Here is a 24,775-nt window from a genome sequence, read left to right on the forward strand (position 1 = left end):
CGCTGTATCAATCGACGGCTCAGCGACTCTTTCTGACGACAGTCGCCTCAAGGGGGAGGACACGCCATGGCACCTCAGCGATTCCACGAACAGTTCGACCAGATCCAGCGTTCGATGCCGGACATCTCCCTGGCGATGGGGCCCGACGACGCGGCGGAGTTCATCTACGAGAAGGGCGTGGTCCTGGCCCGCGACGGTGAGGAGGCGCGGCTCGTCGAGGACACCGTGCGCGACCACTTCACCGCGGCGACCGGACTGACCGCCGACCATGTGCGGCGGGCCGGCCCGGAGACCAACCGCTCGGGCATCACCCGCATCCAGGTCGGCGACCCGGGCCATGGCGACCGGCGCGGCGACCGGGCGGTCGCGCACGCCCTGCGGGCCATGCGCGAGCACGAGGCACGCGCCCAGCAGCGGCTGGTCAGCCGCAACCACGTGGTGTCGATCGCGGTCAACTCCTGTCCCGGCGACGAGCCCGTGCCCGCCCCGCTCACCCAGGGCACCAACCCGGCCGCGGCCGAGGCCGGTTACGACGCGGACACCGCCGTCGGTGTGCTGGTCATCGACAACGGCCTCACCCACGACCACGGCATGGTGCCGCTGCTCGCCCACGTCCAGGGCGACCTGCACGGCACCGAGAACGACGCCCAGGGCAACCTGCTGCAGTACGTCGGCCACGGCACGTTCATCGCGGGCCTCCTCGCGGCCGTCGCACCCAACACGAACATCACCGTGCGCAACACCCTCAACGACGCCGGCGCCATCCTGGAGGACCAGTTCGGGCAGCGGCTCTTCGACGCCGTCGACGAACACGGCTGGCCGGACGTCATCAGCCTCTCCGCCGGCACCGCCAACGGCCGCGAGGACGGCCTCCTCGGCGTGCAGAGCTTCATGGACGAGCTGCGCGGGCAGCGCACCCTGCTGGTCGCTGCGGCAGGCAACAACTCCAGCGCGTCGAAGTTCTGGCCCGCCGCCTACGCCGACCTGCCCGACTACGAGGACGCCGTGCTGTCGGTGGGAGCGCTGCGCAGCGACGGCGAGTTCGGCGCCTGCTTCTCCAACTACGGCTCCTGGGTGAAGGCCTACGCCCCTGGGGAGCGGCTGACCAGCACGCTGGCCGGCTTCGACGCACCCGTGCCGTACGTCTACCAGCACTCCACCTACGACGAGTGCCGGTACCACTTCACGTACGCGTGCACCTGCCAGTACCCGCGGCACACCGGCGTGCTGAGCACGGCGGGGACCCCCACCGCCGGCAAGGCGGACCAGGTCATGTTCGAGGGCTACGCCCACTGGAGCGGCACCTCGTTCGCCGCTCCGGTCGCCGCGGGCATGGTCGTCGCCTACATGAGTGCCAACAAGCTGGGTGATGCGCGTGCCGCCCGCAGGAAGCTCCTCGCGGAGACCGGGGCGTACGCCGAGGTGCGCGGGGCGCATGTGCCGGCGCTGCGTCCGCCGACTTGGCACCCCATGCCCGTCACGCAGCTGGCACCTCCGGCATGAGGTCCGGAACGGTCCCTTCCACGGCGTACGATGACTTGCCGTACACGAGGGGTGGGGCCGTGGACCGAGCAGATGTCGGCGCGTTGGTCCAGTCCGCCGTCGACGGCGACGCGGCGGCCTGGAAGGCGCTCGTGGAGGGGCTGAGCCCACTGGTGTGGTCGGTCGTGCGCGCACACCGGCTCTCGGACGCCGACGCGCACGAGGTGTACCAGACGGTGTGGTTCCGTTTCGCCCAGCACCTGGGGCGCATCCGCGAACCCGACAAGGCCGGGTCGTGGCTGGCGAGTACCGCGCGCCACGAGTCCCTGAAGGTCCTCAAGAGCTTAAGGCGGCTGACCCCGACGGACGATCCGCAGCTGCTGGACCGGGTCAGTGAGGACCGTACGCCCGAGCAGTCGTTCCTCGACCTGGAGGAGGCGGCCGCCGAGACCGAGCGCATCCGGCACCTGTGGCAGGAGTTCCAGGAACTCGGCGATCGCTGCAGGCAGTTGCTGCGCGTCCTGATGGCCTCCCCGCCGCCCAGCTACCAGGAGGTGTCCGCGGCGCTCGGCATCGCCGTGGGCAGCATCGGACCGCTCCGCCAGCGCTGTCTGCGGCGCCTGCGGGCACGACTGGAAGCACGGGGAGCGGTGTGACCGACATGAACAACGCCAACGACAACTCCGACCACAACGGCGACATCAACGACATCAACGAGGACACCAACGACCCGGGCGACATCGACGGCATCGACGAGGTGGCGTACGACCTGGTGGAGAAGGAACTCCGCAGGGCCGCGGCCATCCTGGACCCGGTGCCGGCCCAGCTGCTGCAGATCGCCGTCGAGGCCTTCGCGCTGCACGACCTCGACGCCCGCATCGCCGAGCTGACCTTCGACTCGGTGGTGGACGCCATCCCCGTCAGGGGAGCGACGGACGTGCCACGGATGCTCACCTTTCACGCGGGCGGGGTGACCGTCGACGTAGAACTGACCGCACAGGGGCTGATGGGACAGGTGCTGCCGCCGCAGCCGGCCGGCATCGAGGTGCTCAGCGGCCCGCAGGCCGGATCGCCGCTGACCACCGACGACATGGGCCGCTTCACCTACGACGAACCCCCCGCCGGCCCCTTCGCGCTGCGGCTGCGGACCGGCGAGGGAGTGCTCGTCACGGACTGGGTGACGGCCTGACGCGGGGCCCTGCCCTCACCAGGTGACGGGCAGGGTCTGCGGTCCGCGGATCATCGTCTTGCGGCGCCAGACGACCTGATCGGCGGGGACCGCGAGGCGCAGGCCCGGCAGCCGTTCCAGCAGCGTGTCGACGAGCAGTTCGGTCTGCAGACGGGCGAGGACGGCGCCGGTGCAGTAGTGCGGGCCGTTGCCGAACGCCACATGCGGGTTGGGGTCGCGGTCGGGGTCGATCCGGTCCGGGTCGGGGAAGACGTCCGGGTCGCGGTTGGCGGCCAGGTAGGAGACGTACACCGGGTCGCCGGCGCTGATGCGGTGGCCGTGCAGCTCGACGTCCTCCAGGGCGATGCGGGCGAGGCCGACCGAGGTGCGGTGCGGGATGTAGCGCAGCAGCTCGTCCAGCACCCGCCCGCGCGCCTGCGGCTCCCGCATGCGCTGCATCAACTCCGGCCGGGTGAGCAGGAGGAACAGCATCTGCCCGCAGTTGTGGGTGACCGCCTCGCCGCCGATCTGCAGCGGCCCGGCCAGGCCCACGGCCTCCTCCTCGCTGATCTCGCCGCGGCCCACCGCCGCACCGAGCAGTGCGTACACGTCCTCGTCCGTGCTGTTGGCCCGAGCCCGGACGGTGTCGGTGATCCACCCGTACATGCCGTTCTTGGCGCGGTCGGCGGCCTCGGAGCCGCCGGAGGTGGAGATGATCTGCCGGGTCCAGGCATGGACCTGCTCCCGGTCCTCGGCGGGCACCCCCATCACCTCGCTGACCACGGTGATCGGGAAGGGCTCGAGGACCCGCTCGACGAGATCGGCCGGCGGCCCGTCGCGCAGGACCCCGTCGAGCAGCCCGTCGAGGATCTGCTGCGCGCGGGGCCGCAGCCGCTTCATCGCGCCCACGGTGAAGGCGCCGGCGACCGGTTTGCGCAGCCGGTTGTGGTCCGGCTGGTCGGCCCAGGCGAGTGAGCCCGGCCGGGGCGCGAAGTTGGGGGCGAGCCGGGTCACCTGACGACGGGTGACCTCCGTGCGGCTGAACCGCGGGTCGTTGGTGATCAGCTTCACGTCCTCGTAGCGGGTGGCCAGCCACGCCCAGCCCTCGCCGTGCGGCAGCCGGATGCGGGTGAGCGGGCCCTCACGCATGAGGTCCGCGAGCACCGGGTCGAACTCCGTCCCGGTCAGGTCGTGCGCGGGCCACTCCCGTACCGGGGGCGGGACCTGCTCCGTCAGCGTGGTGGTCTCCTCAGTCATGCCCTCCACCCTCACCGCGGCCCGGGCGCATGTCGCGCGGGAGTGCTCCAGCCGGAGGGTGGAAGCCCGTGCCTCAGCCCGTCGCGGCGTCGACGAGTGCGGCCAGCGCCTGCGCCAGCCGTTTCAGCCCGGGCCCGGCAGGACCACCTGGCTCGGTCATGTACGTGTCCCGGCGGATCTCCACCATCAGGGCGCTCACCCGCGGGTCCTTCCCGTGGAACTCCAGCGGCACATACGTCCCGCTGAACGGGCTGTCCAGCCCGGTCTCCCCGCACCCCGCGAACGCCTCCCGCGCCGCCGCGAGCAGCCCCGGCGGTGTGTGGAAGGAGTCGGTGCCCAGACAGACGGGCGGCCGCGGGCCCGCGCCGTGCAGCTCGTAGGGCAGCGGCACGCTCGGGTAGGAGTGGACGTCGACGATCACGGCCCGCCCGGTCACGGCCAGCCGGTCGGCCACCGCCTCCGTCATGGCCTGCGCATACGGCCGGAAGTACCGCTCGATCAGTGGCGCCGGGTCGGTGTCCTCGGCCCGCAGCGCCTCCCGGTGCGTGGTCCGTGTGTACACGGCACCCATCCCGACGGCGAGCATCTCCTCCCGCTCGTCGGGAAACCGCTCCGGATCGACCACCAGCCGCGAGAGCCGGTTCACGAACCGCCAGGGAGCGACCCCCGCCAGCTCGGCCGCCGCCGCGGCGATCTCCGCGGTGCGCGAGTCGGTGATGTGGTCCAACTCCCGCTCCAGTGCAGGCCCATCCAGCACGATGCTCGCCCGCACCTCGGCCGGTATCTCCCGCGCCGAGTGCGGCACATGCAGGATGACGGGGGAGTCGGCCGCGCCGGGCAGCAACGCGTAGGACGGTGACGGTACGACGGAGTTCATCAGCGCCGCCCGCCGAATTCCCAGGCATGCACCTCGACGTCCGCGTAGCGCTCCGCGGTGAGGACGGCACGGGCCTCGTCCGGGCCGGGAGCGCGCAGCAGAGCGGCCGTCCCGAGCCAGGTGGCACCGTCGTCGGAAGACAGCGGCCCGTACGCGATCAACTCGGCACGCCCGGCGGGCACCTCGAGGTCGGCCGCCGGGCCGGACCCGAGGCCGAGCACGAGGTACCGGTTGCCGCCCCTCTTGCCACCGGGAAACTCCCACATGGTGCGCCCCAGCAGATTCCGCCACCGCCGCAGCAGCACGTCGCGATAGACCCCGGCCTGGTAGTTGGGCTCGTCGAAGGCGAACGCACGGGCGGCCGCGGCATCGGGCAGGTCGACGATGTGCACACTCCCGGAAGGTGTCTCACCGTCGCCGGCGAACGTCGGGCCGCGGGCGATCAGCTCCGCCGCGTACCGGTCCATGTAGGACCAGTGCTCCTCCACCAACTCCCCACGCAGGCCGAGGGATCCGGACCGATCACGGTGGTAACAGAAGAACTCCATGGCCACAGCCTGCCAGCCTCCGCCAGAAGTCGCCGCGTGATATCCGTACGCCCCCGAGGGCTTACGGTGTGGCTCACCTTCGTTCGACGAGCACCGGTGGGGGAGCAGCATGCGCATCACCCATCAGCAGGTCATCGAGCACGCTTTCTGGAAGTGCTGGACGAGGACGACTACTTTCCCGATCAGGTGCTGGACCGCGGCAAGGCGATCCTGTTGGGCCTGTGCGAGCGCATCGAAACCGAGCGGCCCGCGGACCTCGCCGCGCTCTACGCGCTGACGCAGGCGGCCACGGAGGAGTTCAACATCCTGGAGGCCGCGTTCGACGCGGCGGGCAGCGAGATCGAGACCGTGGCGCGGGAGGAGATCGGCGGCGACTTCTGGTTCATCGCCCGGGCGTACGGCTTCGAGGACGCGGACGCGGAGAAGCTGATCGCCACCCGGGAGTGGTGAGCCGTCGGCTGCCTCTGCTGCAGATCGCCTCGGCGGCCGCCGTCGCGCCCAGCGCCGACCTCTGCTGGAGCCGCCGGCGATGATCCGGCCCGCCGAGGATCTCGCGCCGTACCGGGCGGAGATGGCCGACTGGCCGGAGCTGGGCACGCCCCCGTCGTTGCGCGAGGGGTGGCGGCCGACGACGCCTGCCGCCGGGACATCCCTCGACCGGCTCGGCGCCGAAGGGTGCGGGTGGCCCGTACAGGACCGGCAGCGCGAAGTGACCCAGCGGCGCCTGCGGCTCGCGGCCCGCCGGCTCGACCTGGGGTTCGCGCTGCCCTGACCGGTGACGGCCCGCCGGCCTGCCGTCAGCCGCCGCCGCTGACCCCCGATGCCACGAAACGCCGGTGCAGCGGTGAGAACGTGGACTCCGGCTCGCCGGTGATGCCGGCCTCCTTGACGGCGGGTGCCAGCCGGCCGGCGAAGAACCGCTCGAAGTCGGACTGGGCGTTCCACACGTCGATGACGCGCAGGGCGTCCCCTTCGAACCAGGCCACGTGCAGGACGGCGCCCTCGGGTTGGTCCTGCTCCCAGTCGACCAGTTGCCGCACGGTGTCGTACTGCTGGGGCGAGACCCCTGGCCAGGTCAAGGACATCACAACAGCCATATGACTTGCCTCCTCTGTCCGGTTCCCCCTGCTCAGTACACCGAGCCCGCACAGCGGTCACCCGCCGTGGTACGCCGTTCGTGACACGGCTCCGCCCCGGCCGGGCAGTGTGCCGACCGGGGCGGAGTCAGGAACGGGCCCTCAGGGCCCGGTGCGTCAGCTCAGGGACGCCAGCGCCGCGTTCCAGGTGGCCGAGGGGCGCATCACCGCGGCGGCCTTGGCCGGGTCGGGCTGGTAGTAGCCGCCGATGTCGGCCGGCTTGCCCTGGACGGCGAGCAGCTCGTCGACGATCTTCTGCTCGTTGGCGGTGAGCGTCTCGGCGAGCGGGGCGAAGACCTTCGCCAGGTCCGCGTCCTCGGTCTGCGCGGCCAGCTCCTGCGCCCAGTACAGGGACAGGTAGAAGTGGCTGCCGCGGTTGTCGATGCCGCCGACGCGACGGGTCGGGGACTTGTCCTCGTTGAGGAAGGTCGCCGTGGCGCGGTCGAGGGTGTCGGCCAGGACCTTGGCGCGGGTGTTGCCGGTGGCCGTGGCGTACTGCTCCAGGGACGGCACCAGCGCGAAGAACTCGCCCAGCGAGTCCCAGCGCAGGTAGTTCTCCTTGACCAGCTGCTGGACGTGCTTGGGCGCGGAGCCGCCGGCGCCCGTCTCGAACAGGCCGCCGCCCGCCATCAGCGGGACGACCGACAGCATCTTGGCGCTGGTGCCCAGCTCCAGGATGGGGAAGAGGTCGGTGAGGTAGTCACGCAGCACGTTGCCGGTCACCGAGATGGTGTTCTCGCCGCGGCGGATGCGCTCCACCGACAGCTTGGTGGCCTCCACCGGGGACAGGATCCTGATGTCCAGGCCCTCGGTGTCGTGCTCCGGCAGGTACTGCTTGACCTTGGCGATCAGGTTGGCGTCGTGGGCGCGGGTCTCGTCCAGCCAGAAGACGGCCGGGTCGCCGGTGGCGCGGGCGCGGGTGACGGCCAGCTTCACCCAGTCGCGGATCGGCGCGTCCTTGGTCTGGCAGGCGCGGAAGATGTCGCCGACCGCGACCGGCTGCTCCAGGACCACGTTGCCGGCCTGGTCGACCAGACGGACCGTGCCGGCCTTCTTGATCTCGAAGGTCTTGTCGTGGGAGCCGTACTCCTCGGCCTTCTGCGCCATCAGCCCGACGTTGGGCACCGAGCCCATGGTGGCGGGGTCGTAGGCGCCGTTGGCCCGGCAGTCGTCGATGACGGCCTGGTAGACGCCGGAGTAGGAGGAGTCCGGCAGCACCGCGAGGGTGTCGGCCTCCTGGCCGTCCGGGCCCCACATGTGGCCGGAGGTGCGGATCATGGCCGGCATCGAGGCGTCGACGATCACGTCGGACGGCACGTGCAGGTTGGTGATGCCCTTGTCGGAGTCGACCATCGCGAGCGCCGGGCCCTCGGCGAGCTCGGCGTCGAAGGAGGCCTTGATCTCGGCGCCCTCCGGCAGACCTTCCAGGCCCTTGTAGATGCCGCCCAGACCGTCGTTCGGGGACAGGCCGGCCGCGGCGAGGGTCTCGCCGTACTTCGCGAACGTCTTCGGGAAGAAGGCGCGCACCACGTGGCCGAAGACGATCGGGTCGGAGACCTTCATCATCGTGGCCTTGAGGTGCACGGAGAACAGCACGCCCTCGGCCTTGGCGCGGGCGACCTGCGCGGCGAGGAACTCGTTGAGCGCGGCGGCGCGCATCACGGAGGCGTCGACGACCTCGCCCGCGAGCACCGGTACGGACTCGCGCAGCACCGTGGTGGTGCCGTCCTCGCCGAGCAGCTCGATCTTCAGGGAGCCGGCCTCGGAGATCACCGTGGACTTCTCGGTGGAGCGGAAGTCGTTCTCGCCCATGGTCGCGACGTTGGTCTTGGACTCCGGGGTCCAGGCGCCCATGCGGTGCGGGTGGGTCTTGGCGTAGTTCTTGACCGACGCGGGGGCGCGGCGGTCGGAGTTGCCCTCGCGCAGCACCGGGTTCACGGCGGAGCCCTTGACCTTGTCGTAGCGGGCCTGGATCTCCCGCTCCTCGTCGGTCTTGGGGTCGTCCGGGTAGTTCGGCAGCGCGTAGCCCTGGCCCTGCAGCTCGGCGATCGCGGCCTTCAGCTGCGGGATCGACGCCGAGATGTTCGGCAGCTTGATGATGTTGGCCTCGGGCGTCTTGGCCAGCTCGCCCAGCTCGTGGAGGGCGTCCGGGATCCGCTGGTCCTCGGTCAGGTACTCCGGGAACAGGGCGATGATGCGCCCGGCCAGCGAGATGTCACGGGTCTCCACAGCGACACCCGCCTGCGAGGCGTACGCCTGGACCACCGGCAGGAAGGAATACGTCGCCAGGGCCGGGGCCTCGTCAGTGTGCGTATAGAAGATGGTCGAGTCAGTCACCGGGTGCTCCGCTCCACGTCTGCAACATTGCTCGACATCAAGATATCTCCTGATCGAGGTCGGCTCGACAGGGGTCCGGCCACACGTCCCACACTCCGGAACCCGATCCGCGCTCCCGCCGTGCAACCAAAGCGGCCGATCTTGGGTCCTGGAAGGAGATCGTGCATCTGTTCGTCGACGGCCGGGGCTGACCTCCCGGCCGCCAGAGCGAAAGCTGACCATGAGATATCGCAGCAGAGTGACGGCCCCCGCGGCCGCCCTGATCGGCACGGCCGCGGCACTGACCGTGGGGGGCACCGCGTCCGCCGCACCGAGAGCCAAGGCCAGACCGAAGGACGACGGCATCCCCGGCCCCGAGACCCTCGGCGACTCCGTCTTCCCGACCCTCGGCAACGACGGCTACCGCGTCCGGACCTACCACCTCGACCTCTCCTACGACCCGGCGACCAAGCTCGTCGACGCCACCGCCACCCTGAGGATCAGCACCACCCAGGCGCTCACCCGCTTCTCGCTGGACGCCCTCGGCCTGGACATACGCTCCGTCCGCGTCGGCGGCCGCACCGCCGCCTTCGAGCAGGCGGACGAGAAGCTGCGGATCACGCCGGCCCGGCCGCTGCCCGAGAAGGCCCGGACGACGGTGTGCATCGAGTACGGCGCGGACCCGAGCCGCACCCTCGCGCACACCGCCTGGGTCGTCACCCCGGACGGCTTCGCGATCTGCCCGCAGCCGAACTCTGCGCACACCGTCTTCCCCTGCAACGACCACCCGTCGGACAAGGCGGACTTCACCTTCCGCGTCACCGTCCCGGCCGGTCTGCGAGGCGTCGCGAACGGCCTGCTCACCGGCACCGAGACCCTCGCCGACGGCCGCACCGCGTACGCGTACCGCTCCCGTGAGCCGATGGCCACCGAGCTGGTGCAGATCACGGTCGGCGACTACGTCGTCAAGGACCGGCAGGGCCCGCACGGGCTGCCGCTGCGGGACGTCGTGCCGACCACCCGGGCCGCCGCCCTGGAACCGGCGCTGGCGCTCACCCCCGGGCTCGTCGACTGGCTGGAGCAGCGGCTCGGGGCGTTCCCCTTCGAGACGTACGGGCTGCTGCCGTGCAACTCCGACAACCCGAACGCCTTCGACTTCACCGGCCTGGAGACGCAGACCCTCACCCTGTACAAGCCGAACTTCCTGCTCCAGGAGGAGAAGAAGATCGGCTCGCACATGATGCACGAGCTGGTCCACTCCTGGTTCGGCAACCTCGTCAGCCCCGCCAACTGGGCCGACCTGTGGCTCAACGAGGGCCACGCGGACTACTACGGACTGCTGTACCGCTACGAGCGCGGCTGGACCGACTCGCTCGGCTACAGCACCTTCGAGGACCGCATGAAGTACACGTACGGACTCGGCGACCAGTGGCGCCACGACTCGGGGCCGGTCGCGGCCCCGAACGCGGTCAACCTCTTCGACAGCCAGCGCTACACCGGCGGCGTCCTCGTCCTGTACGCGCTGCGCCAGGTCGTCGGCGAGGAGGTCTTCCACGCCATCGAGCGCTGCTTCCTGGACCGGTACCGCAACTCCTCGGCGACGACGGACGACTACATCGCCGTCGCCTCGGAGGTCTCCGGGCAGGACCAGTCCGGCTTTCTCAGGGACTGGCTCTACGGTACGAAGACGCCGCGGATGCCCGGCCACCCGGACTGGACGGTCAAGCCGGTGAGCTCCGCGCTCGCCTCACCGCACAGCCGCCGGGGCGGGCACTGGCACGAGAACTCCGCGACGCTCTGACGCTGTTGCCCCTTCCGGATCTCAGTCGAGGCGGGCGGCGGACACGTCGCTCGCCTCGACGACCGTCCCCTGCGGGCCGCGCTGCTGCGGGATGCTGACCGAACCCTGCTGCAGCGCCACCGTCCGGGCGGGCGCCGGGATGCGGATGCCCTCCTCGCGGTAGCGCTTGTGCAGCGCCTTGATGAACTCGTGCTTGATCCGGAACTGGTCGCTGAACTCGCCCACGCCCAGAATGACCGTGAAGCCGATCCGGGAGTCGCCGAAGGTGTGGAAGCGGATCGCCGGTTCGTGGTCCGGGACCGCTCCGTCGACCCCGGTCATCACCTCGGCGATGACGTCCATGGTCACGCGCTCGACGTGCTCCAGGTCGCTGTCGTAGGCGACACCGACCTGGACGAGGATCGTCAGCTTCTGCTCGGGGCGCATGAAGTTGGTCATGTTGGCCTTCGCCAGCTCCCCGTTGGGGATGACGACCAGGTTGTTGGAGAGCGCGCGCACGGTCGTCTGACGCCAGTTGATGTCCTCGACATAGCCCTCCTCGCCGCTGCTCAGCCGGATGTAGTCGCCGGGCTGCACGGTCTTCGAGGCCAGGATGTGGATGCCCGCGAAGAGGTTGGCGAGGGTGTCCTGGAGCGCCAGCGCGACGGCCAGACCGCCCACGCCCAGGGCGGTGAGCATCGGGGCGATCGAGATGCCCAGCGTCTGCAGCACCACCAGGAAGCCGATCGCCAGGACCAGCACCCGGGTGATGTTCACGAAGATCGTGGCCGACCCGGCGACTCCGGACCGTGACGTGGTGACCGTCCGCACCAGACCGGCGATCACCCGGGCCGCCGTCACCGTGACGACGAAGATGAGCACCACGGTCAGCACCTGGTTGACGTGGTTCTGGACCGTCCGGGTCAGCGGCAGCGCCGCTCCCGCCGAGGCCGCGCCGCCCACGACCGCCGCCCACGGCACCACCGTGCGCAGGGCGTCGACGATGACGTCGTCACCGCTCCAGCGGGTTCGATCGGCGTGCTTGCCCAGCCAGCGCAGCACTATGCGCAGCAGGAACGCGGCCAACAGGCCCGCCGCCAGCGCGACTGAGGCGATGACCAGGTCGTCCACGGTGAGCGCTCGGTTCACCGGCTACCTCCAAGTTCGGGATGTGCAGCCGCTCATCCTGCCTTATTCCGCACAGGAGTTCGTACCTGGCGTCCGGCGGGACGGTGCGGTTTCGGACGGCGTCCGGCACCAAGGGTGGGGCGCTCAAGGTCTCCGTCACAGGTCCGTGAACGACCCGCCCCGCCCGGCCCCCGCCGCGAACCGGGCCGCCCCCTCAAGGCCCTCCGCCAACACGCCCGTCCCGTGGCGGAGTTCGCCCCGCATCGCCGCGGGCTCGTCCAGCCCGTCCTGCGCCAGCACCGACGCCCGGTCGCTCCGCAGGCAGGCCTGTGGGAAGCGGGCGATCCCGGCGGCCAGTGTCTCCGCCTCGGTGCGGGCCGTTCCGGTGGGGACGAGGCGGTTGGCGAGGCCCATCTCGTAGGCCTCGGGGGCCGGTACCGCACGCCCGGTGAGGATCATGTCCAGGGCGCGGCTCTGCCCGATCAGCCGGGGCAGCCGTACCGTGCCGCCGTCGATCAGCGGGACACCCCAGCGGCGGCAGAACACGCCGAAGACGGCGTCCTCCTCGGCGACCCGCAGATCGCACCAGAGTGCCAGCTCGAGCCCCCCGGCCACGGCGTGCCCCGCGACCGCGGCGATCACCGGCTTGGACAGCCGGAGCCGCGTCGGCCCCATCGGACCGTCGCCGTCCTCCGCGACCCGGTTGCCGCGGTCGGTGCCGAGCGCCTTGAGGTCGGCGCCCGCGCAGAACGTGCCGCCCTCGCCCCACAGCACCGCCACCCGCGCCTCGTCGTCCGCCTCGAACTCCCGGAAGGCGGCGACGAGTTCGCCGGCCGTCGGCCCGTCCACCGCGTTGCGGGCCTCGGGGCGGGAGAGGACGACGGTGGTGACGTGTCCCTGGCGTTCGGTACGGACCGGCATGCTGGGCCCCTTTCTCCGACAGTGCCGGTGCGGGCGGCGACCGTCGGGGCGATCGTGGAACGGCTGTGCGAGGCTGGATCACCGTACAGAGGGAGTGTTGCTGATGGCCGCAGAACATGCGGGCGCACCGCCGGTCGCCGTCGTGACCGGCGCCAACCGCGGCATCGGATACGAGGTCGTACGGCAGCTCGCCGCCCGTGGGCACCATGTAGTGCTCGGCTCGCGCGACCTCGCCAAGGGGCGCTCCGCCGCCGCCCGCATCGATCCCGGCGGCGAGCGGGTGAGCGCGGTGCAGCTCGATGTCTCCGACGCGGCGAGCGTGGCCGCCATGGCGGAGTGGGTGGGCGGGAACCTGGGGCGCGTGGACGTGGTCGTCAACAACGCGGCGATCCTGTACGACACCTGGGCGCAGGCCCGGTCGGCCGATCTCGGAGAGGTCCAACGGGCCCTGGACACCAACTTGTTCGGTGCCTGGCGGGTCACCCAGGCGCTGCTCCCGCTGCTGCGGCGCAGCCCGCATCCGCGGGTGGTGATGGTGAGCAGCGAGGGCGGTTCGCTGCAGTCGATGAGCGGCGGCACCCCCGCCTACAGCGTCTCCAAGGCCGCCCTCAACGCCCTGACCTGCCTGCTGGCCGGTGAGTTGCGCCGACAGCACATCCTGGTCAACGCGATCTGTCCCGGCTGGGTGGCCACCGACATGGGCGGCCACGGCGGACGTCCCGTCGCCGAAGGAGCCGCCGGGATCGTGTGGGCGGCCACCCTGCCCGACAACGGGCCGACCGGGGGGTTCTTCCGGGACGGGAAACCGATTCCCTGGTGAGGCCCGGGAGCCGGCTCAGATCACCTTCAGCCGGACCAGCGCGCCCAGCGTCAGCGCGCCCGGCAGCAGCGGCAGCCACACCGTGATGATCCGGTAGGCGAGCACCACCGCGGTCGCCACGGCCGCCGGGCCGCCCGCCGCCACCAGCGCCACCACCAGCGCCGCCTCCACCGAGCCGAGCCCGCCCGGCGTCGGCACCAGCGCGACCGCCACCGTCGCCGCCAGATACGCGACCGCCATGTGCACGGGCGGCACCGGCAGCCCCAGCGACAGCCCGACCAGCACCAGCCCGGCCGCCTGCAGCGCGGGGAAGGCGAGCGAACCGCCCCACAGCGCGAGCGCCCGGGACGGACGGGTGTGCACCGAGCGCAACTCGCACAGCGCCGTGCGCAGGAAGGACACGGCGGCCGTGCGCAGCCGTCGTACGAGAACCAGGACGGCCGAAGCCACCACCACGGCGCCGGCGACGGCGAGCAGCAGCGGGCCCACCGCGCCGTCGGGCAGCAGAGTGCCGAAGTGCAGCGCTCCCGGGAAGGCGAGCAGCAACCCGGCCAGCAGGCTCAGCCGGGCGACCGTCTCCGCCAGCAGATACAGGGCGAGCGCGGCCGAGGAACGGGCCAGCGGGATGCCGCACACGGTCATGAACCGCAGGTTGACCGCGCCCGCGCCGAGACCGGTCGGCAGCAGGTGGTTGGCCGAGCCCGCCGCGAACTGGGTGGCGAGCAGCCGCCGCCTGGGCAGCCGGTCGACGACCGCGCCCTGCCGGGTGAAGGCGGCCGCCACCCAGGTCAGGCAGGTGGCGCCGGCCGCCGCCAGCAGCCAGGGCCACTCGGCGGCCCGCAGATGACCGAAGCCCTCGACGAGCACGGAGCGGTGCTGCACGGCCACGACGGACACGAGCAGCAGCGGCAGCAGGCACAGGATCTGCCGGAGCGCGCGGGCCGGGACGCGCCGGGGGAATCGTCCTTGGGGGAGTGGCCCTTGGGGAAGGTGTACCGCAGTCACATCCGGAGAGGGTTTCCACGCCGCGCCAACGGCGGGTTGCGGAAGCGGGGACAGCGGCTGAAGCGGGGACAGCGGCTTGCGTACGGTCATCGGGTCCTTCGCGGGGGACGTCAGGAAAACATTGACCTCAATGTTGATTGAGGTTCTACGGTCTCTCTCATGAGCATGGAGACCACCGCCTGGATGCAGTTGCACAGTGTCATGAACGCCGAGCAGGAGCGGCGCCCCCTGGCGCGCGCCACGCTGCGTCGCATCGCCGCCTTCGCCCGTCCGCACCGCGCCCGCATGGCGCAGTTCGTGCTGCTCGGGGTGGTGACCGCACTGCTCGCCGTCGCGACGCCCGTACTGGCCGGGCGTGTCGTGAACGCGATCGTGTCGGGGCACGACGAGGGCACGGTCGTACGTCTGGCCCTGCTCATCGCGCTCATCGCGGTCGCGGAGGCGGCCCTCGGCATCCTCGGCAGGAGGCTTTCGGCGACGCTCGGGGAGGGACTCATCCTCGATCTGCGCACAGCTGTGTTCGATCATGTGCAGCGGATGCCGGTCGCGTTCTTCACACGCACACGTACGGGAGCGCTCGTCTCCCGTCTCAACAACGACGTGATCGGCGCGCAGCGCGCGTTCAGCAACACCCTGTCCGGAGTGGTCAGCAACCTGGTCACCCTGCTGCTCACCCTCGCTGTGATGCTGACGCTGTCCTGGCAGATCACCCTGCTCGCGCTGGTGCTGCTCCCGGCGTTCGTGATCCCCGCCCGGCGCATGGGCAGCCGCATGGCCCGTATGCAGCGGGAGGCGGCCACCCTCAACGCGGCGATGGGCACCCGGATGACGGAGCGGTTCTCCGCCCCGGGGGCCACGCTCGTCAAGCTCTTCGGGCGGCCGGAGGAGGAGTCGGTGGAGTTCGCGGCCCGCGCCCGCCGGGTCGCGGAGATCGGCGTGCGCACCGCGACGGCCCAGTCGGTGTTCATCACCGCCCTGACCCTAGTCTCCTCGCTGGCCCTCGCCCTGGTCTACGGCCTCGGCGGCTGGTTCGCGCTGCGCGGCAGCCTGGAGCCTGGCGCCGTGGTGTCGCTGGCGCTGCTGCTGACCCGTATGTACGCGCCGCTCACCTCGCTCGCCGGTGCACGCGTCGAGGTGATGAGCGCGCTGGTCAGCTTCGAGCGGGTCTTCGAGGTGCTCGACCTCAAGCCCCTCATCGAGGAGAAGCCCGACGCGCACGCCGTGCCCGACGGCCCGGTCTCCGTCGAGTTCGACGACGTCCGCTTCGCCTACCCGTCCGCCGACAAGGTCTCGCTGGCCTCCCTGGAGGAGGTGGCGAGCCTGGACACCCGGGGCGGCGCCGAGGTCCTGCACGGCATCTCGTTCCGCGCGGAACCCGGCCAGACGGTCGCCCTGGTCGGCTCGTCCGGTGCGGGCAAGTCGACGATCGCGGCACTGCTTCCGCGCCTTTACGACGTCGACGGGGGCGCCGTACGCGTCGGCGGCAGCGATGTCCGCGACCTGACCGCCGCCTCCCTGCGCGCCACTCTCGGCATGGTCACCCAGGACGGCCACCTGTTCCACGACACGGTCCGCGCCAACCTGCTGCTGGCCGCCCCCACCGCCACCGAGGCGGAACTGTGGGACGCCCTGCGCCGCTCCCGCCTGGACGATCTCGTACGGTCCCTGCCCGACGGTCTCGACACGGTCGTCGGAGAGCGCGGCTACCGTCTCTCCGGCGGTGAACGCCAGCGCATGACCATCGCCCGGCTGCTGCTGGCCCGCCAGCGCGTGGTCATCCTCGACGAGGCCACCGCCCACCTCGACAACACCTCCGAGGCCGCGGTCCAGGAGGCGCTGGCCGAGGCCCTGGAGGGCCGCACCGCGGTCGTGATCGCCCACCGGCTGTCCACGGTGCGGGCGGCGGACGTGATCCTGGTGATCGAGGGCGGTCTGATCGTGGAACGGGGCACGCACGAGGAACTGCTGGTGGCCGGCGGGCGGTACGCGGAGCTGTACCGGACGCAGTTCGAGGAGCGGGCGGCGGAGGCCGGCGGGATCGCCGCCGCCGGGGAGGCGGTGGCGTAGGAGACGCAGCGCCCCCGAAGGGCGGTGTTGCCGCCCCTCGGGGTGCCGTAGTCCCACGGGACCAGCAGGTCCTTTCTACGGGACCAGCGCGTCCTTCTTGCGGCCCACCCGCTCGCGGAGCAACGCGAAGACGACCACGCCGAGCGCCACCAGGGTGGACAGGACCACCTGGTCGCGTCCGCCGCCGTCGGCCGTGTCGGTGAGCATGTAGCCCAGGACGAAGGTGATCAGGGCGATGGTGGCCCAGGTCAGATAGGGGTAGAGCCACATCCGGACGACGAGCTTCTCCGGCGTCTCCCGCTCGATGATCCTGCGCATCCGCAGCTGCGAGAAGCAGATCACCAGCCACACGAACAGGGCGATCGCACCGGAGGAGTTGAGCAGGAACTGGAAGACCGTGTCCGGCCACAGGTAGTTGAAGGCCACCGCCACGAAGCCGAAGACCACCGAGGCAAGGATGGCCGCCCGCGGCACGCCGCGCCCGGTGGTGCGGCCGAAGGAGGCGGGGGCGTCACTGCGCCGGGCCAGCGAGAAGGCCATGCGTGAGGCGGTGTACAGGCCGGAGTTGAGACAGGACAGCACCGACGTCAGCACGATGGCGTTCATGATCTGGCTCGCGTGCGGGATGCCGATGGAGCTCAGCGCGGCGACGTAGGAGCCGTCCTTGAGGATGGCCGGGTCGTCCCAGCGCAGCAGCGACACCACGATCAGGATCGAGCCCAGGTAGAACACCGCGATACGCCAGATCACGCTGTTGGTGGCCTTGGTGACCGCGCCCTGCGGGTCGGCGGACTCGCCGGCCGCGAGCGTGACGATCTCGCTGCCCATGAAGGAGAACACCACCATCAGCACGCCGGTGAGGATCGCCCCTGGCCCGTTCGGCAGAAATCCGCCGTGGCCGGTCAGGTTGGAGAAGCCGGACGCCGGGTGGTCGGAGCCGGGCAGCAGACCGAAGATCGCGAGACCGCCCACCACGATGAACGCGGCGATGGCGACCACCTTGATGCCCGCGAACCAGAACTCGAACTCGCCGTAGGAGCTGACCGAGGCCAGGTTGGAGGCGGTCAGCACGACCATGACGATCAGCGCCCAGCCCCACTGCGGGACCGCCGGTATCCAGCCGGCCAGGATCTTCGCGCCGGCGGTCGCCTCGACGGCGAGCACCACGACCCAGAAGAACCAGTACAGCCAGCCGATGGTGAACCCGGCCCAGCGGCCCAGCGCCCGGTCGGCGTAGGCGGAGAACGAGCCCGAGGTCGGGTTGGCCGCGGCCATCTCGCCCAGCATCCGCATGACGAGCACGACGAGGACGCCGACGAGGGCGTAGGAGATGAGGATGCCCGGGCCCGCGGCGGCGATGCCGGAGCCGGAGCCGACGAACAGGCCGGCGCCGATGACGCCGCCGATGGCGATCATCGACAGATGGCGGTTCTTCAGTCCGGCCTTGAGGCCGGGCTCGGAGGGCGGACTCTGGGTGAGCGTTGAGGTCATCACACATCCATGAGGGGAGCGGGGACGGTGACCGGGAAATTAGTTCAGTACGATCCAAAAGAACAGTCTTGTTTAACTGTTCACCATGCTCTATTTTCCGAGCATGCATCCGAGCGAGCACAGCACCCTGCTCCACCGCCCGCCGTAACCCCCGCTCAGCAGGCCGTTAAGGTGACGTCGTGGTGAATGCAGCGGGCAAGTTCGGGCCCTACGGCCAGCCGGCACCGGCGTCGGTCGCCGGTGTGCACGACGCCCGAGTGCTGCCCGGCCGCGGCCAGACCGGCGCGGAACTCGTCCGCTCCCGGATCGCCCTGCAGGTGCGCCTGACCTCCGTCTCGCCGGGGGACCGGCTGTCCGACGCCGGTGTCCTCGCCGAGGAACTGGGCATAGGGGAGATCACCGTGCGGCGCGCGCTGGAGGCCATGTGCCAGGACGGCCTGCTCGACCGCCGGCGCGGCCGGACCGGCGGCACCTTCGTCGCCCAGGGTTGGGACACGATCGTCCCGGCGCTGCACGACGAGGGCGAGGCGGCCTCGCTGAGCGCCTTCCAGCTGCTGCTGGAGTGCGGCCTGGTGGCCCACGCCGCGGGCGAGGTCCCGGACGGCCGGCTCGACGGGCTGCAGGCGCTGGTCGACGAGATGGACCTGACCGACGACCCCGGACAGCTGCTGATGCTGGAGACCCGCTTCCACCTCGACCTCGCCGAGGCACTCGGCGGCGCAGGCGTTCGCGAACTGACCGCCGACCTCCTGGGCAGGCTGTGCCTGGTCCAGCCCGCCCCGGACCTCGCCGCCGTACGGGCACGCAACCGCTGCCACGCCGACCTGCTCACCGAACTCGGCCGCGGCGCGCTGGGCCCGGCCGTACAGGCGGTGAAGGCACACCAGAACACCCACCCCGGCTGACATCCCGCAGCGCACCGCTCGCACCGCCGCACCGGATCAGAAGGAGCCGCCGCCATGCCCGACCCCAAAGCCGTCGGCCCGCCGCCGACGCCGGGCGCCGTCGGCGGCACGCCCCAGCGGCTGCGCGGGGGCGTGCTCGGCATGGCCGACATCGCCGCAGCCACCATGGCCAACGTCGGCCCGGCCATGAGCTTCTTCTTCGGCTTCGCCTTCCTGTCCACCACCGCCGGCGTGGCGTCCCCGCTGACCATCCTCGCCGCGGGCGTCGCTGTCGCGCTGCTGGGCAACACGCTCGCCCAGTTCTCCCGCGCGCACCCCTCCGCGGGCAGCTTCATCACCTTCGTGGGGAAGACCTTCGGGCCGGTCAGCGCGGTCACCACCGCCCTGCTGGCCGTACTCGGCTACATCATCGCGATGGCCTCCGTCATCGCGATCTCCGGCGGCTTCGTGCAGATCACCCTGCACCACTACACCGGCGTCGACCTGCCCTGGATCATCTGGACCCTGCTGCTGACCGGGCTTGCGGTGGTGCTGATGCTGCGCGGGGTGGTGGTCTCCACCAAGTGGGCCGGCTACTTCTTCGGCGTCGAGATGCTCGTGCTCGTCGTGGTCTCGGTCGCGGCGCTGGTCGAACACCGCGGCACCCTCTCCGCCGCCCCGTTCCTGCCCGACCACATCCACCACGGCCTGCGGGGCCTGGCCGCGGGCTTCCCCCTCGCCGTCTACCTCTTCATCGGCTGGGAGAACTCCGCGGCCCTGGCCGAGGAGACGGAGAACCCCCGGCGCAACGTCGGCCGCGCCGTGTTCTCCTCCATCGGGATCATGACCGTGAGCTACATCCTCTTCTCCTACGCCACGGTCACCGGCTTCGACTACGACGTCGCCCGGCTCGGCGCGGCACGCATCCCGTTCATCGACGTCGCCCACCACACGCTCGGCGCGCTGGCCTTCCTCGCCTACCTCGGGGGCCTGACCTCCACCCTCGGCGTGCTGATCGCCGGCATCAACTCCCAGGCCCGCCTGGTGTTCAACGCCGGGCGCGAGGGACTGCTGCCGTCGTTCTTCGGCTACGTCCACCCCACCCGCCGTACGCCGAACAACGCGATCGTCACCTTCGCCGCCATCTCCCTGCTGATCATCGGCGGCTGGGGCCTGGGCCATCTGCTCGGCGCCGACGGCGGCCCGATGAACCCCGTCGTCTTCTTCACCGAGTCCTCCAGCCTGGGCTCCATCCTGATCCTGCTGGTCTACCTCGCCTCCAACATCGCGCTGCCGCTGTACTACCGCCGCTACCGCCCACAGGAGTTCCGCACCGGCCGCCACCTGGTGCTGCCCGCCCTCGGCGCGCTCGCGATCCTGGTCCCGCTGTACTACCTGGCCAAGCCCGGCCAGCCCGCGCCGTACAACTGGTTCCCCGTCGCGGCACTGGCCGCCCTGCTGCTCTCGCTGGGCTACGCGACCCTGCTGGTCCGCCGCGATCCGGGCATCGCCGAACGGGTCGGCTCGGTCGTCGCCGACGCCGAATGAGGATGTCCCCGGCCCAGGCCTGACGCCCTCCGACCGCACGATCTCGCCCCGTTACGCCGCCTGGGAGATAGTCCCTTCGGCGCGGACCGAAGCATGCGGGGCGGTGTGTCCGGCGCGGGTTCGGTGCGATGTTCGGCGGTGCGGGGTCAGGTCGTTCGCCTGGTTGCGCCGCTCTCTGCGGCGACGGGGGCAAGCCCGTAGAACGCGGTCGCGGTGCCGGCCAGAAGCGCGTGGACATCGCTCTCGCTCCAGCCGGTGAGCAGTTCGTCCACGGTGGCGGCCCACCGGTTCCAGCCACCCGCGAGGTTGGCGACGGGCCAGTCCGAGCCGAACATCAGTCGCTCGGGGCCGAAGGCGGAGACCAGGACGTCCCAGGCGGGGCGGATGTCGGCGGTGGTCCAGCGGGTGTGGTCGGCCTCGGTGATCAGCCCGGAGACCTTGCACACCACGTGCGGGTGTGCGGCCAGCCGCCGGATGCCGCGTTCCCAGTCGGCGACGTCCTGTTGGGCGAGGTCCGGCTTGCCCGCGTGGTCGAGGACCTGGGGCAGGTCGGGGAAGCGTTCCGCGAGCCTGATCGCCTGGTCGAGCTGGTGGTCGCGCACGAGCACGTCGTAGCGCAGACCGCGATCGCGGGCCGCCGCCAACCCGCGTTCCACATCGGGGCGTTGCAGCCAGTCGGGGTCGGTCTCGCTCTGGACGAGGTGCCGCAGGGAGCGCAGATATCGGCCGCCCTGACCGGCGATCAGTTGGTCGAGCACGTCACCGATGGCCGGGGAGGCCAGGTCGGCCCAGCCGACCACGGCCTGGATCAGCGGTTCCTGTTCGGCCAGCGCGAGCAGGTCCTCGGTCTCGGGTACGTCCGCGATGCACTGGACGACCACCGTGCCGTGCAGCCGCCGGCCCGCGACGGAGTGGGTGGCGGAGGAGCGCAGGTCATCGGGGGTGAAGGTGCGGCGGATCGAGGCCACGGCGGGGTCGTCGAGCCAGGGTTGCGGGCGCTGGGAGAGATCCCAGAGGTGGTGGTGGGCGTCGACCAGCAAGGGTGCGTTCACAGGGGGATCCAAGTCGGTTCAGGCGGTGGCGTCGTCGCTGGGCGGGCTCAGGTGCCAGATCTCGGGGAGCTCGGTCCACTGGCGGCCCTCGCCCCGGTCGGGGAAGGGTTCCTGGCACGGGTCGGTGAGCTTCCACCAGCGCTGGGTCTCGGGGTCGGCCTCGATGGACGCCATGTCGGCCTCGAAGTCGTCGCCGATGTACTCCATGTAGGCGAAGAGCACGTCACCGTGGAGGTAGATGCTGTAGTTGCGGATGTTTGCCCGGAGCAGGGCGGCTTCGACGCCGGGCCACACGGCGGAGTGGAGGCGGAGGTATTCCTCGCGGTGTTCGGGGCGGAGCCTGATGGTCTGGGCGATGCGCTTCATGCCGATTCCCCTGTCGTGTCACGGGAGTTGGAGGCGTCGAACGGCGTGCGGTAGCTGGGAGTACGGGTGCGTAGCCCCAGCCGCAAGGTGAGCCGGACGCGCGTGGAAGCGGGCAGATGCACCGTCAGGAACGGGGAGTCACACGGGGCCTCGGCCTCGGTGACGACCGGCTCGGTGTGGCCGTAGTCGTACATGTCGCCGATCCAGCCGTCGTCCGTGCAGGTCGTGTAGCGGACGGCGGTGATGGTGTGTTCGGCGAAGGCGCCCGCCTGGACGATGAGCGTGCGGTCGGTTTCGGGGGCCAGGTTGACCAGTTCGAGGGTGGTCGCCTCGGGGTCGATGGAGGTGACCAGGGCGGCGACGTCGGCGGGCAGGCCTGCGCGGCGGGCCTCGGCGTCGTGGTAGCGCAGCCGGGCCTGCTGAAGACCGCCGTTGTACAGGACCTGGGGGCCGCCCCAGGTGAGCTGGACGAGGGCCTCGGTGACGACCGGGTTGCACAGCTGCCAGACGTGGATGTCGGCCTCGGGCACGTTCAGGTCGCGGTAGCGGTCGATGCGCCGCAGCCGGTGGCGGACCTGGGCCTGGGCGGTGGCGAGGATGCGCTCCGGGTAGTCGGGGTCGTCGCCGGCGAGGAAGGCGAACCAGGCCTTCTCGTGCCCGGAGTCCTCCTTGGACCGGAACGGCCGCACCGTGCGCCAGTCGATGCCGTCCGCTTCGCGCAGTCCCTCCAGCCGGGTCCGGTCGGCCGGGGAGGAGGTGTGGTGCCACAGGGCCACCGGCACGGGGGGAGTGGCCGGGTTGTAGTCGAACCAGCCGGAGTCGTTGTGGCGGAACGGCAGGTGGAGCGTGGGGGTGTGCCGGTCGGGGCCGAGTTCGACCGCCCACTTGGAGGGCAGGCTGGAGTCGGCCTCGGTGTGGGGCATGACCTTGGCGTGGCCGATGAGGGTGTCGAGGGAGGTGGCGACCATGGAGAGGTAGTCGTCGTCGCCGGTGACCGTGGCCGCCGCGAGCGCCGCCACGCAGGCCGCGTGGCCCACGCTGTGCCAGCCGTGCGGCCAGGACCAGCCGTAGTGGCCGCCGTACCAGCGGCCTTCCAGGAGGCTGCCGACGACTCCGTCCGGGCCGACGTTGTCGGGGATCAGGCCGCCGTGTTCGCGGGTGCGCTCGCGCCAGGCGTCCACGTACTCGACGATCCAGTCGCGGTAGCGGTCCTCGCCGGACAGGATCCAGGCGTTGAGGACCAGACCGGCCGCGGCGAGGTTGACCGCGGTGTCGCCGACGCCCAGCCGGTCCCGCATCTGGTCGCCGAGGCGCGGGTCCGCCGAGAGCGGGTACGGGCCGTCCTGGGCCTCGGGCAGCCATTCGAGCGGGTAGCCGTAGGTCTCCGCCTCCTTGAGCAGCCAGGGGTAGACGTCGCCGTCGAACAGGCCGGTGCGCTCGGGGTCGCTGCCGTTGTGCGGGCGGGTGATGATGCGCTGCTCGGGGTCGTAGTTGCCCTTGGCGGGATCGACGTACAGCTCGGCGAAGCGCAGGGCGCGCTCACGCCAGCGGTCGGGGGCGGCCATGCACAGGAAGTACATCAGCAGCAGGCTCTCGCCCTGGTGGAACCAGTCGTAGCCGCGCTCGTACTCGTCGCGCAGCATGTCCAGTTCGGTCAGCTGCTTGGTGACGCCCTCCCAGTGCTTCTCGCTGGCGGGCAGGAGGTCGTCGGCGCCGCCGAGGAGGTAGAGCTGGGGCCAGTTGAAGAACACCTCGTAGAAGTCGTCCACGCCGTCGCGGGTGGTGAGCGGGCCGGTGTAGTTGAGGCGCCCGTCGGGGCCGGTGAAGTCGCGGGCGAAGCGGCGCCAGGCGTGGTCGAGGAGGTCGAACAGGGCGCGCTGGGCGACGGCCCAGCCGGGGGGTTCGAGCAGGGGGACGGTCGCCTGGACATCGGGTGTCGAGTCGCCGGAGGCGTCGGGGTGAGAGTCGAAGGGCATGAGAGCGGTCACTCCTTGGTGGCGCCGGCGAGCATTCCGCTGACCAGGAAGCGCTGGGCGAACAGGAACACGACGAGGACGGGTGTGATGGCGACCAGCGTGGCCAGGGCCAGTTGCGGGCGTTGGATGGCGAGGGCGCCGACGGTCGGGTTGAAGGACGGCACGTTGCTGAGCAGGCTGCCGACGCCGACCTGGATGGGCATCTGGTCGCTGTCGGGGAGCATGACGTAGGGCAGGAAGTAGTTGGTCCAGTTGGCGACGAAGCTGAAGAACCCGACCAGCGCGATGACGGGGGTCGCCAGCGGCAGCGCCACGTGCCGGAAGACGCCGAACTCGGAGCAGCCGTCCATCCGTGCCGCGGCCAGGAGGTCCTTGGGTACGGCGGTGGTGAAGTAGATGTAGGTGAGGTACACGCCGAACGGGTAGAACGAGTACGGCAGGATGACCGACCACATGGTGCCGATCAGGTGCACCGCGTTGATCTCCAGGAACAGCGGTACCACCAGTGTGGCGTTCGGCATGAGCATCACGACCAGGGTCGCGATCAGCAGCGTGCGCCGGCCGCGGAACTCGGTCATCGCCAGGGCGTATCCGGCCGGGATGGCCAGGCAGAGCGTGATGACCAGGGAGATCGCGGCGTAGAGCGCGGAGTTGCGCAGCCACAGCAGGATGGCGTCGTCCTGGAAGGCGGTGAGCGCGTGCCAGTTGGCCGTCAGCGCGTGCCAGGACCCGAAGGACAGCGGGTTGTCGTGGACCAGCTGCTGGTCGGTCTTGGTCGCCGCGAGCAGCAGCCAGACCACCGGCAGCACGAAGAACACCACGAAGACGGTGAGTACCGAGCCCGCCAGCAGCCGGGAGGCCACGTGCTGCGGGGGGCGGCGGCGCTTCCGTCGTTCCCCGTGCCGGGTTCGGCTCATGACGTTCGCATCCCGTTCCGTGCGTGGGGCGGTGGC

The 24,775-nt window shown here is 71.0% G+C and carries 22 protein-coding genes and 1 pseudogene; 10 read left to right on the forward strand and 13 right to left on the reverse strand.

All coding sequences use genetic code 11. The annotated features are described in order from the left end of the window. The first annotated feature begins 66 nt into the window (after positions 1 to 66). Genes ACIBW9_RS18310 through ACIBW9_RS18320 form a run of 3 tightly spaced genes read left to right on the forward strand, consistent with a single transcriptional unit; the run spans position 67 to position 2,671 of the window. Positions 67 to 1,503 (forward strand): S8/S53 family peptidase, encoded by a 1,437-nt coding sequence (locus tag ACIBW9_RS18310; protein ID WP_398956125.1) that lies wholly within the window; start codon positions 67 to 69, stop codon positions 1,501 to 1,503. A 59-nt stretch (positions 1,504 to 1,562) separates the two neighbouring features. Beyond that, entirely contained in the window at positions 1,563 to 2,138 is a 576-nt protein-coding gene (locus tag ACIBW9_RS18315) for an RNA polymerase sigma factor (RefSeq protein WP_398956128.1), read from the forward strand. A 5-nt stretch (positions 2,139 to 2,143) separates the two neighbouring features. Next, on the forward strand, positions 2,144 to 2,671 hold the full coding sequence (locus tag ACIBW9_RS18320) for a hypothetical protein (protein WP_398956498.1): 528 nt from the start codon (positions 2,144 to 2,146) through the stop codon (positions 2,669 to 2,671). Positions 2,672 to 2,686: 15 nt separating this feature from the next. On the opposite strand, the gene ACIBW9_RS18325 is transcribed toward ACIBW9_RS18320, so the two are convergent. The 3 genes from ACIBW9_RS18325 to ACIBW9_RS18335 form a co-directional block, all read right to left on the reverse strand. Continuing rightward, positions 2,687 to 3,907, reverse strand: coding sequence for a cytochrome P450 (locus tag ACIBW9_RS18325; RefSeq protein WP_398956130.1), 1,221 nt, complete (start codon positions 3,905 to 3,907; stop codon positions 2,687 to 2,689). A gap of 73 nt (positions 3,908 to 3,980) precedes the next feature. Beyond that, complete coding sequence (locus tag ACIBW9_RS18330; RefSeq protein WP_398956132.1) at positions 3,981 to 4,784, reverse strand: N-formylglutamate amidohydrolase; 804 nt, start codon at positions 4,782 to 4,784, stop codon at positions 3,981 to 3,983. After that, positions 4,784 to 5,332, reverse strand: coding sequence for a YciI family protein (locus ACIBW9_RS18335; protein WP_398956134.1), 549 nt, complete (start codon positions 5,330 to 5,332; stop codon positions 4,784 to 4,786). The genes ACIBW9_RS18330 and ACIBW9_RS18335 overlap by 1 nt, the downstream gene beginning before the upstream one ends. A 109-nt stretch (positions 5,333 to 5,441) precedes the next feature. Here ACIBW9_RS18335 and ACIBW9_RS18340 point away from each other — a divergent pair. Both ACIBW9_RS18340 and ACIBW9_RS18345 read left to right on the forward strand, forming a co-directional pair. Further along, a pseudogene (locus ACIBW9_RS18340) lies at positions 5,442 to 5,782 on the forward strand (DUF5713 family protein). 79 nt (positions 5,783 to 5,861) lie between these two features. Beyond that, positions 5,862 to 6,104, forward strand: a complete 243-nt coding sequence (locus tag ACIBW9_RS18345) for a hypothetical protein (RefSeq protein WP_398956136.1) — start codon at positions 5,862 to 5,864, stop codon at positions 6,102 to 6,104. Positions 6,105 to 6,129: 25 nt separating this feature from the next. Here the strand turns inward: ACIBW9_RS18345 and ACIBW9_RS18350 are convergent, their stop codons facing one another. Both ACIBW9_RS18350 and ACIBW9_RS18355 read right to left on the reverse strand, forming a co-directional pair. After that, positions 6,130 to 6,429, reverse strand: a complete 300-nt coding sequence (locus ACIBW9_RS18350; RefSeq protein WP_398956138.1) for a hypothetical protein — start codon at positions 6,427 to 6,429, stop codon at positions 6,130 to 6,132. A gap of 156 nt (positions 6,430 to 6,585) precedes the next feature. Then, positions 6,586 to 8,805, reverse strand: coding sequence for an NADP-dependent isocitrate dehydrogenase (locus tag ACIBW9_RS18355; protein WP_398956140.1), 2,220 nt, complete (start codon positions 8,803 to 8,805; stop codon positions 6,586 to 6,588). A 220-nt stretch (positions 8,806 to 9,025) separates the two neighbouring features. Here ACIBW9_RS18355 and ACIBW9_RS18360 point away from each other — a divergent pair, with 220 nt between their 5' ends. Continuing rightward, positions 9,026 to 10,585 (forward strand): M1 family metallopeptidase, encoded by a 1,560-nt coding sequence (locus tag ACIBW9_RS18360; RefSeq protein WP_398956142.1) that lies wholly within the window; start codon positions 9,026 to 9,028, stop codon positions 10,583 to 10,585. Between the two features lie 21 nt (positions 10,586 to 10,606). Here the strand turns inward: ACIBW9_RS18360 and ACIBW9_RS18365 are convergent, their stop codons facing one another. Together ACIBW9_RS18365 and ACIBW9_RS18370 are read right to left on the reverse strand one after the other, a co-directional pair. Next, positions 10,607 to 11,713, reverse strand: a complete 1,107-nt coding sequence (locus tag ACIBW9_RS18365; protein WP_398956144.1) for a mechanosensitive ion channel family protein — start codon at positions 11,711 to 11,713, stop codon at positions 10,607 to 10,609. A 135-nt stretch (positions 11,714 to 11,848) separates the two neighbouring features. Next, positions 11,849 to 12,613, reverse strand: a complete 765-nt coding sequence (locus ACIBW9_RS18370) for a crotonase/enoyl-CoA hydratase family protein (protein ID WP_398956146.1) — start codon at positions 12,611 to 12,613, stop codon at positions 11,849 to 11,851. 103 nt (positions 12,614 to 12,716) lie between these two features. Here ACIBW9_RS18370 and ACIBW9_RS18375 point away from each other — a divergent pair, with 103 nt between their 5' ends. Continuing rightward, complete coding sequence (locus tag ACIBW9_RS18375) at positions 12,717 to 13,433, forward strand: SDR family oxidoreductase (protein WP_398956148.1); 717 nt, start codon at positions 12,717 to 12,719, stop codon at positions 13,431 to 13,433. Positions 13,434 to 13,448: 15 nt separating this feature from the next. Here ACIBW9_RS18375 and ACIBW9_RS18380 read toward each other — a convergent pair whose 3' ends face one another. Beyond that, positions 13,449 to 14,438 (reverse strand): YbhN family protein, encoded by a 990-nt coding sequence (locus ACIBW9_RS18380; protein WP_398956150.1) that lies wholly within the window; start codon positions 14,436 to 14,438, stop codon positions 13,449 to 13,451. Between the two features lie 165 nt (positions 14,439 to 14,603). On the opposite strand from ACIBW9_RS18380, the gene ACIBW9_RS18385 reads away from it, so the two are divergent. Next, on the forward strand, positions 14,604 to 16,505 hold the full coding sequence (locus ACIBW9_RS18385) for an ABC transporter ATP-binding protein (protein ID WP_398956500.1): 1,902 nt from the start codon (positions 14,604 to 14,606) through the stop codon (positions 16,503 to 16,505). A 75-nt stretch (positions 16,506 to 16,580) separates the two neighbouring features. Here ACIBW9_RS18385 and ACIBW9_RS18390 read toward each other — a convergent pair whose 3' ends face one another. Further along, positions 16,581 to 17,996, reverse strand: a complete 1,416-nt coding sequence (locus ACIBW9_RS18390) for an amino acid permease (RefSeq protein ID WP_398956152.1) — start codon at positions 17,994 to 17,996, stop codon at positions 16,581 to 16,583. A 179-nt stretch (positions 17,997 to 18,175) separates the two neighbouring features. Between ACIBW9_RS18390 and ACIBW9_RS18395 the strand changes: the two genes are divergently transcribed. Together ACIBW9_RS18395 and ACIBW9_RS18400 are read left to right on the forward strand one after the other, a co-directional pair. Then, entirely contained in the window at positions 18,176 to 18,901 is a 726-nt protein-coding gene (locus ACIBW9_RS18395; RefSeq protein WP_398956154.1) for a FadR/GntR family transcriptional regulator, read from the forward strand. 54 nt (positions 18,902 to 18,955) lie between these two features. Further along, entirely contained in the window at positions 18,956 to 20,428 is a 1,473-nt protein-coding gene (locus ACIBW9_RS18400; protein WP_398956156.1) for an APC family permease, read from the forward strand. Between the two features lie 146 nt (positions 20,429 to 20,574). On the opposite strand, the gene ACIBW9_RS18405 is transcribed toward ACIBW9_RS18400, so the two are convergent. From ACIBW9_RS18405 to ACIBW9_RS18420, 4 genes are read right to left on the reverse strand one after another with little or no spacing between them, the layout of a single operon-like run. Beyond that, positions 20,575 to 21,480, reverse strand: a complete 906-nt coding sequence (locus tag ACIBW9_RS18405) for an amidohydrolase family protein (protein WP_398956158.1) — start codon at positions 21,478 to 21,480, stop codon at positions 20,575 to 20,577. An 18-nt stretch (positions 21,481 to 21,498) separates the two neighbouring features. Then, a complete protein-coding gene (locus tag ACIBW9_RS18410) occupies positions 21,499 to 21,846 on the reverse strand; it encodes an L-rhamnose mutarotase (RefSeq protein ID WP_351478252.1) in 348 nt (115 codons plus the stop codon). After that, positions 21,843 to 23,822: a hypothetical protein gene (locus tag ACIBW9_RS18415; protein WP_398956161.1), complete on the reverse strand. Its 1,980-nt coding sequence runs from the start codon at positions 23,820 to 23,822 to the stop codon at positions 21,843 to 21,845. Before ACIBW9_RS18415 ends, ACIBW9_RS18410 begins: the two co-directional genes overlap by 4 nt. 8 nt (positions 23,823 to 23,830) lie before the next feature. Then, positions 23,831 to 24,739: a carbohydrate ABC transporter permease gene (locus tag ACIBW9_RS18420; RefSeq protein ID WP_398956163.1), complete on the reverse strand. Its 909-nt coding sequence runs from the start codon at positions 24,737 to 24,739 to the stop codon at positions 23,831 to 23,833. Positions 24,740 to 24,775: the final 36 nt, after the last annotated feature.

The sequence above is a fragment of the Streptomyces sp. NPDC049541 genome, assembly GCF_044465725.1.
Taxonomy (GTDB): Bacteria; Actinomycetota; Actinomycetes; order Streptomycetales; family Streptomycetaceae; genus Streptomyces.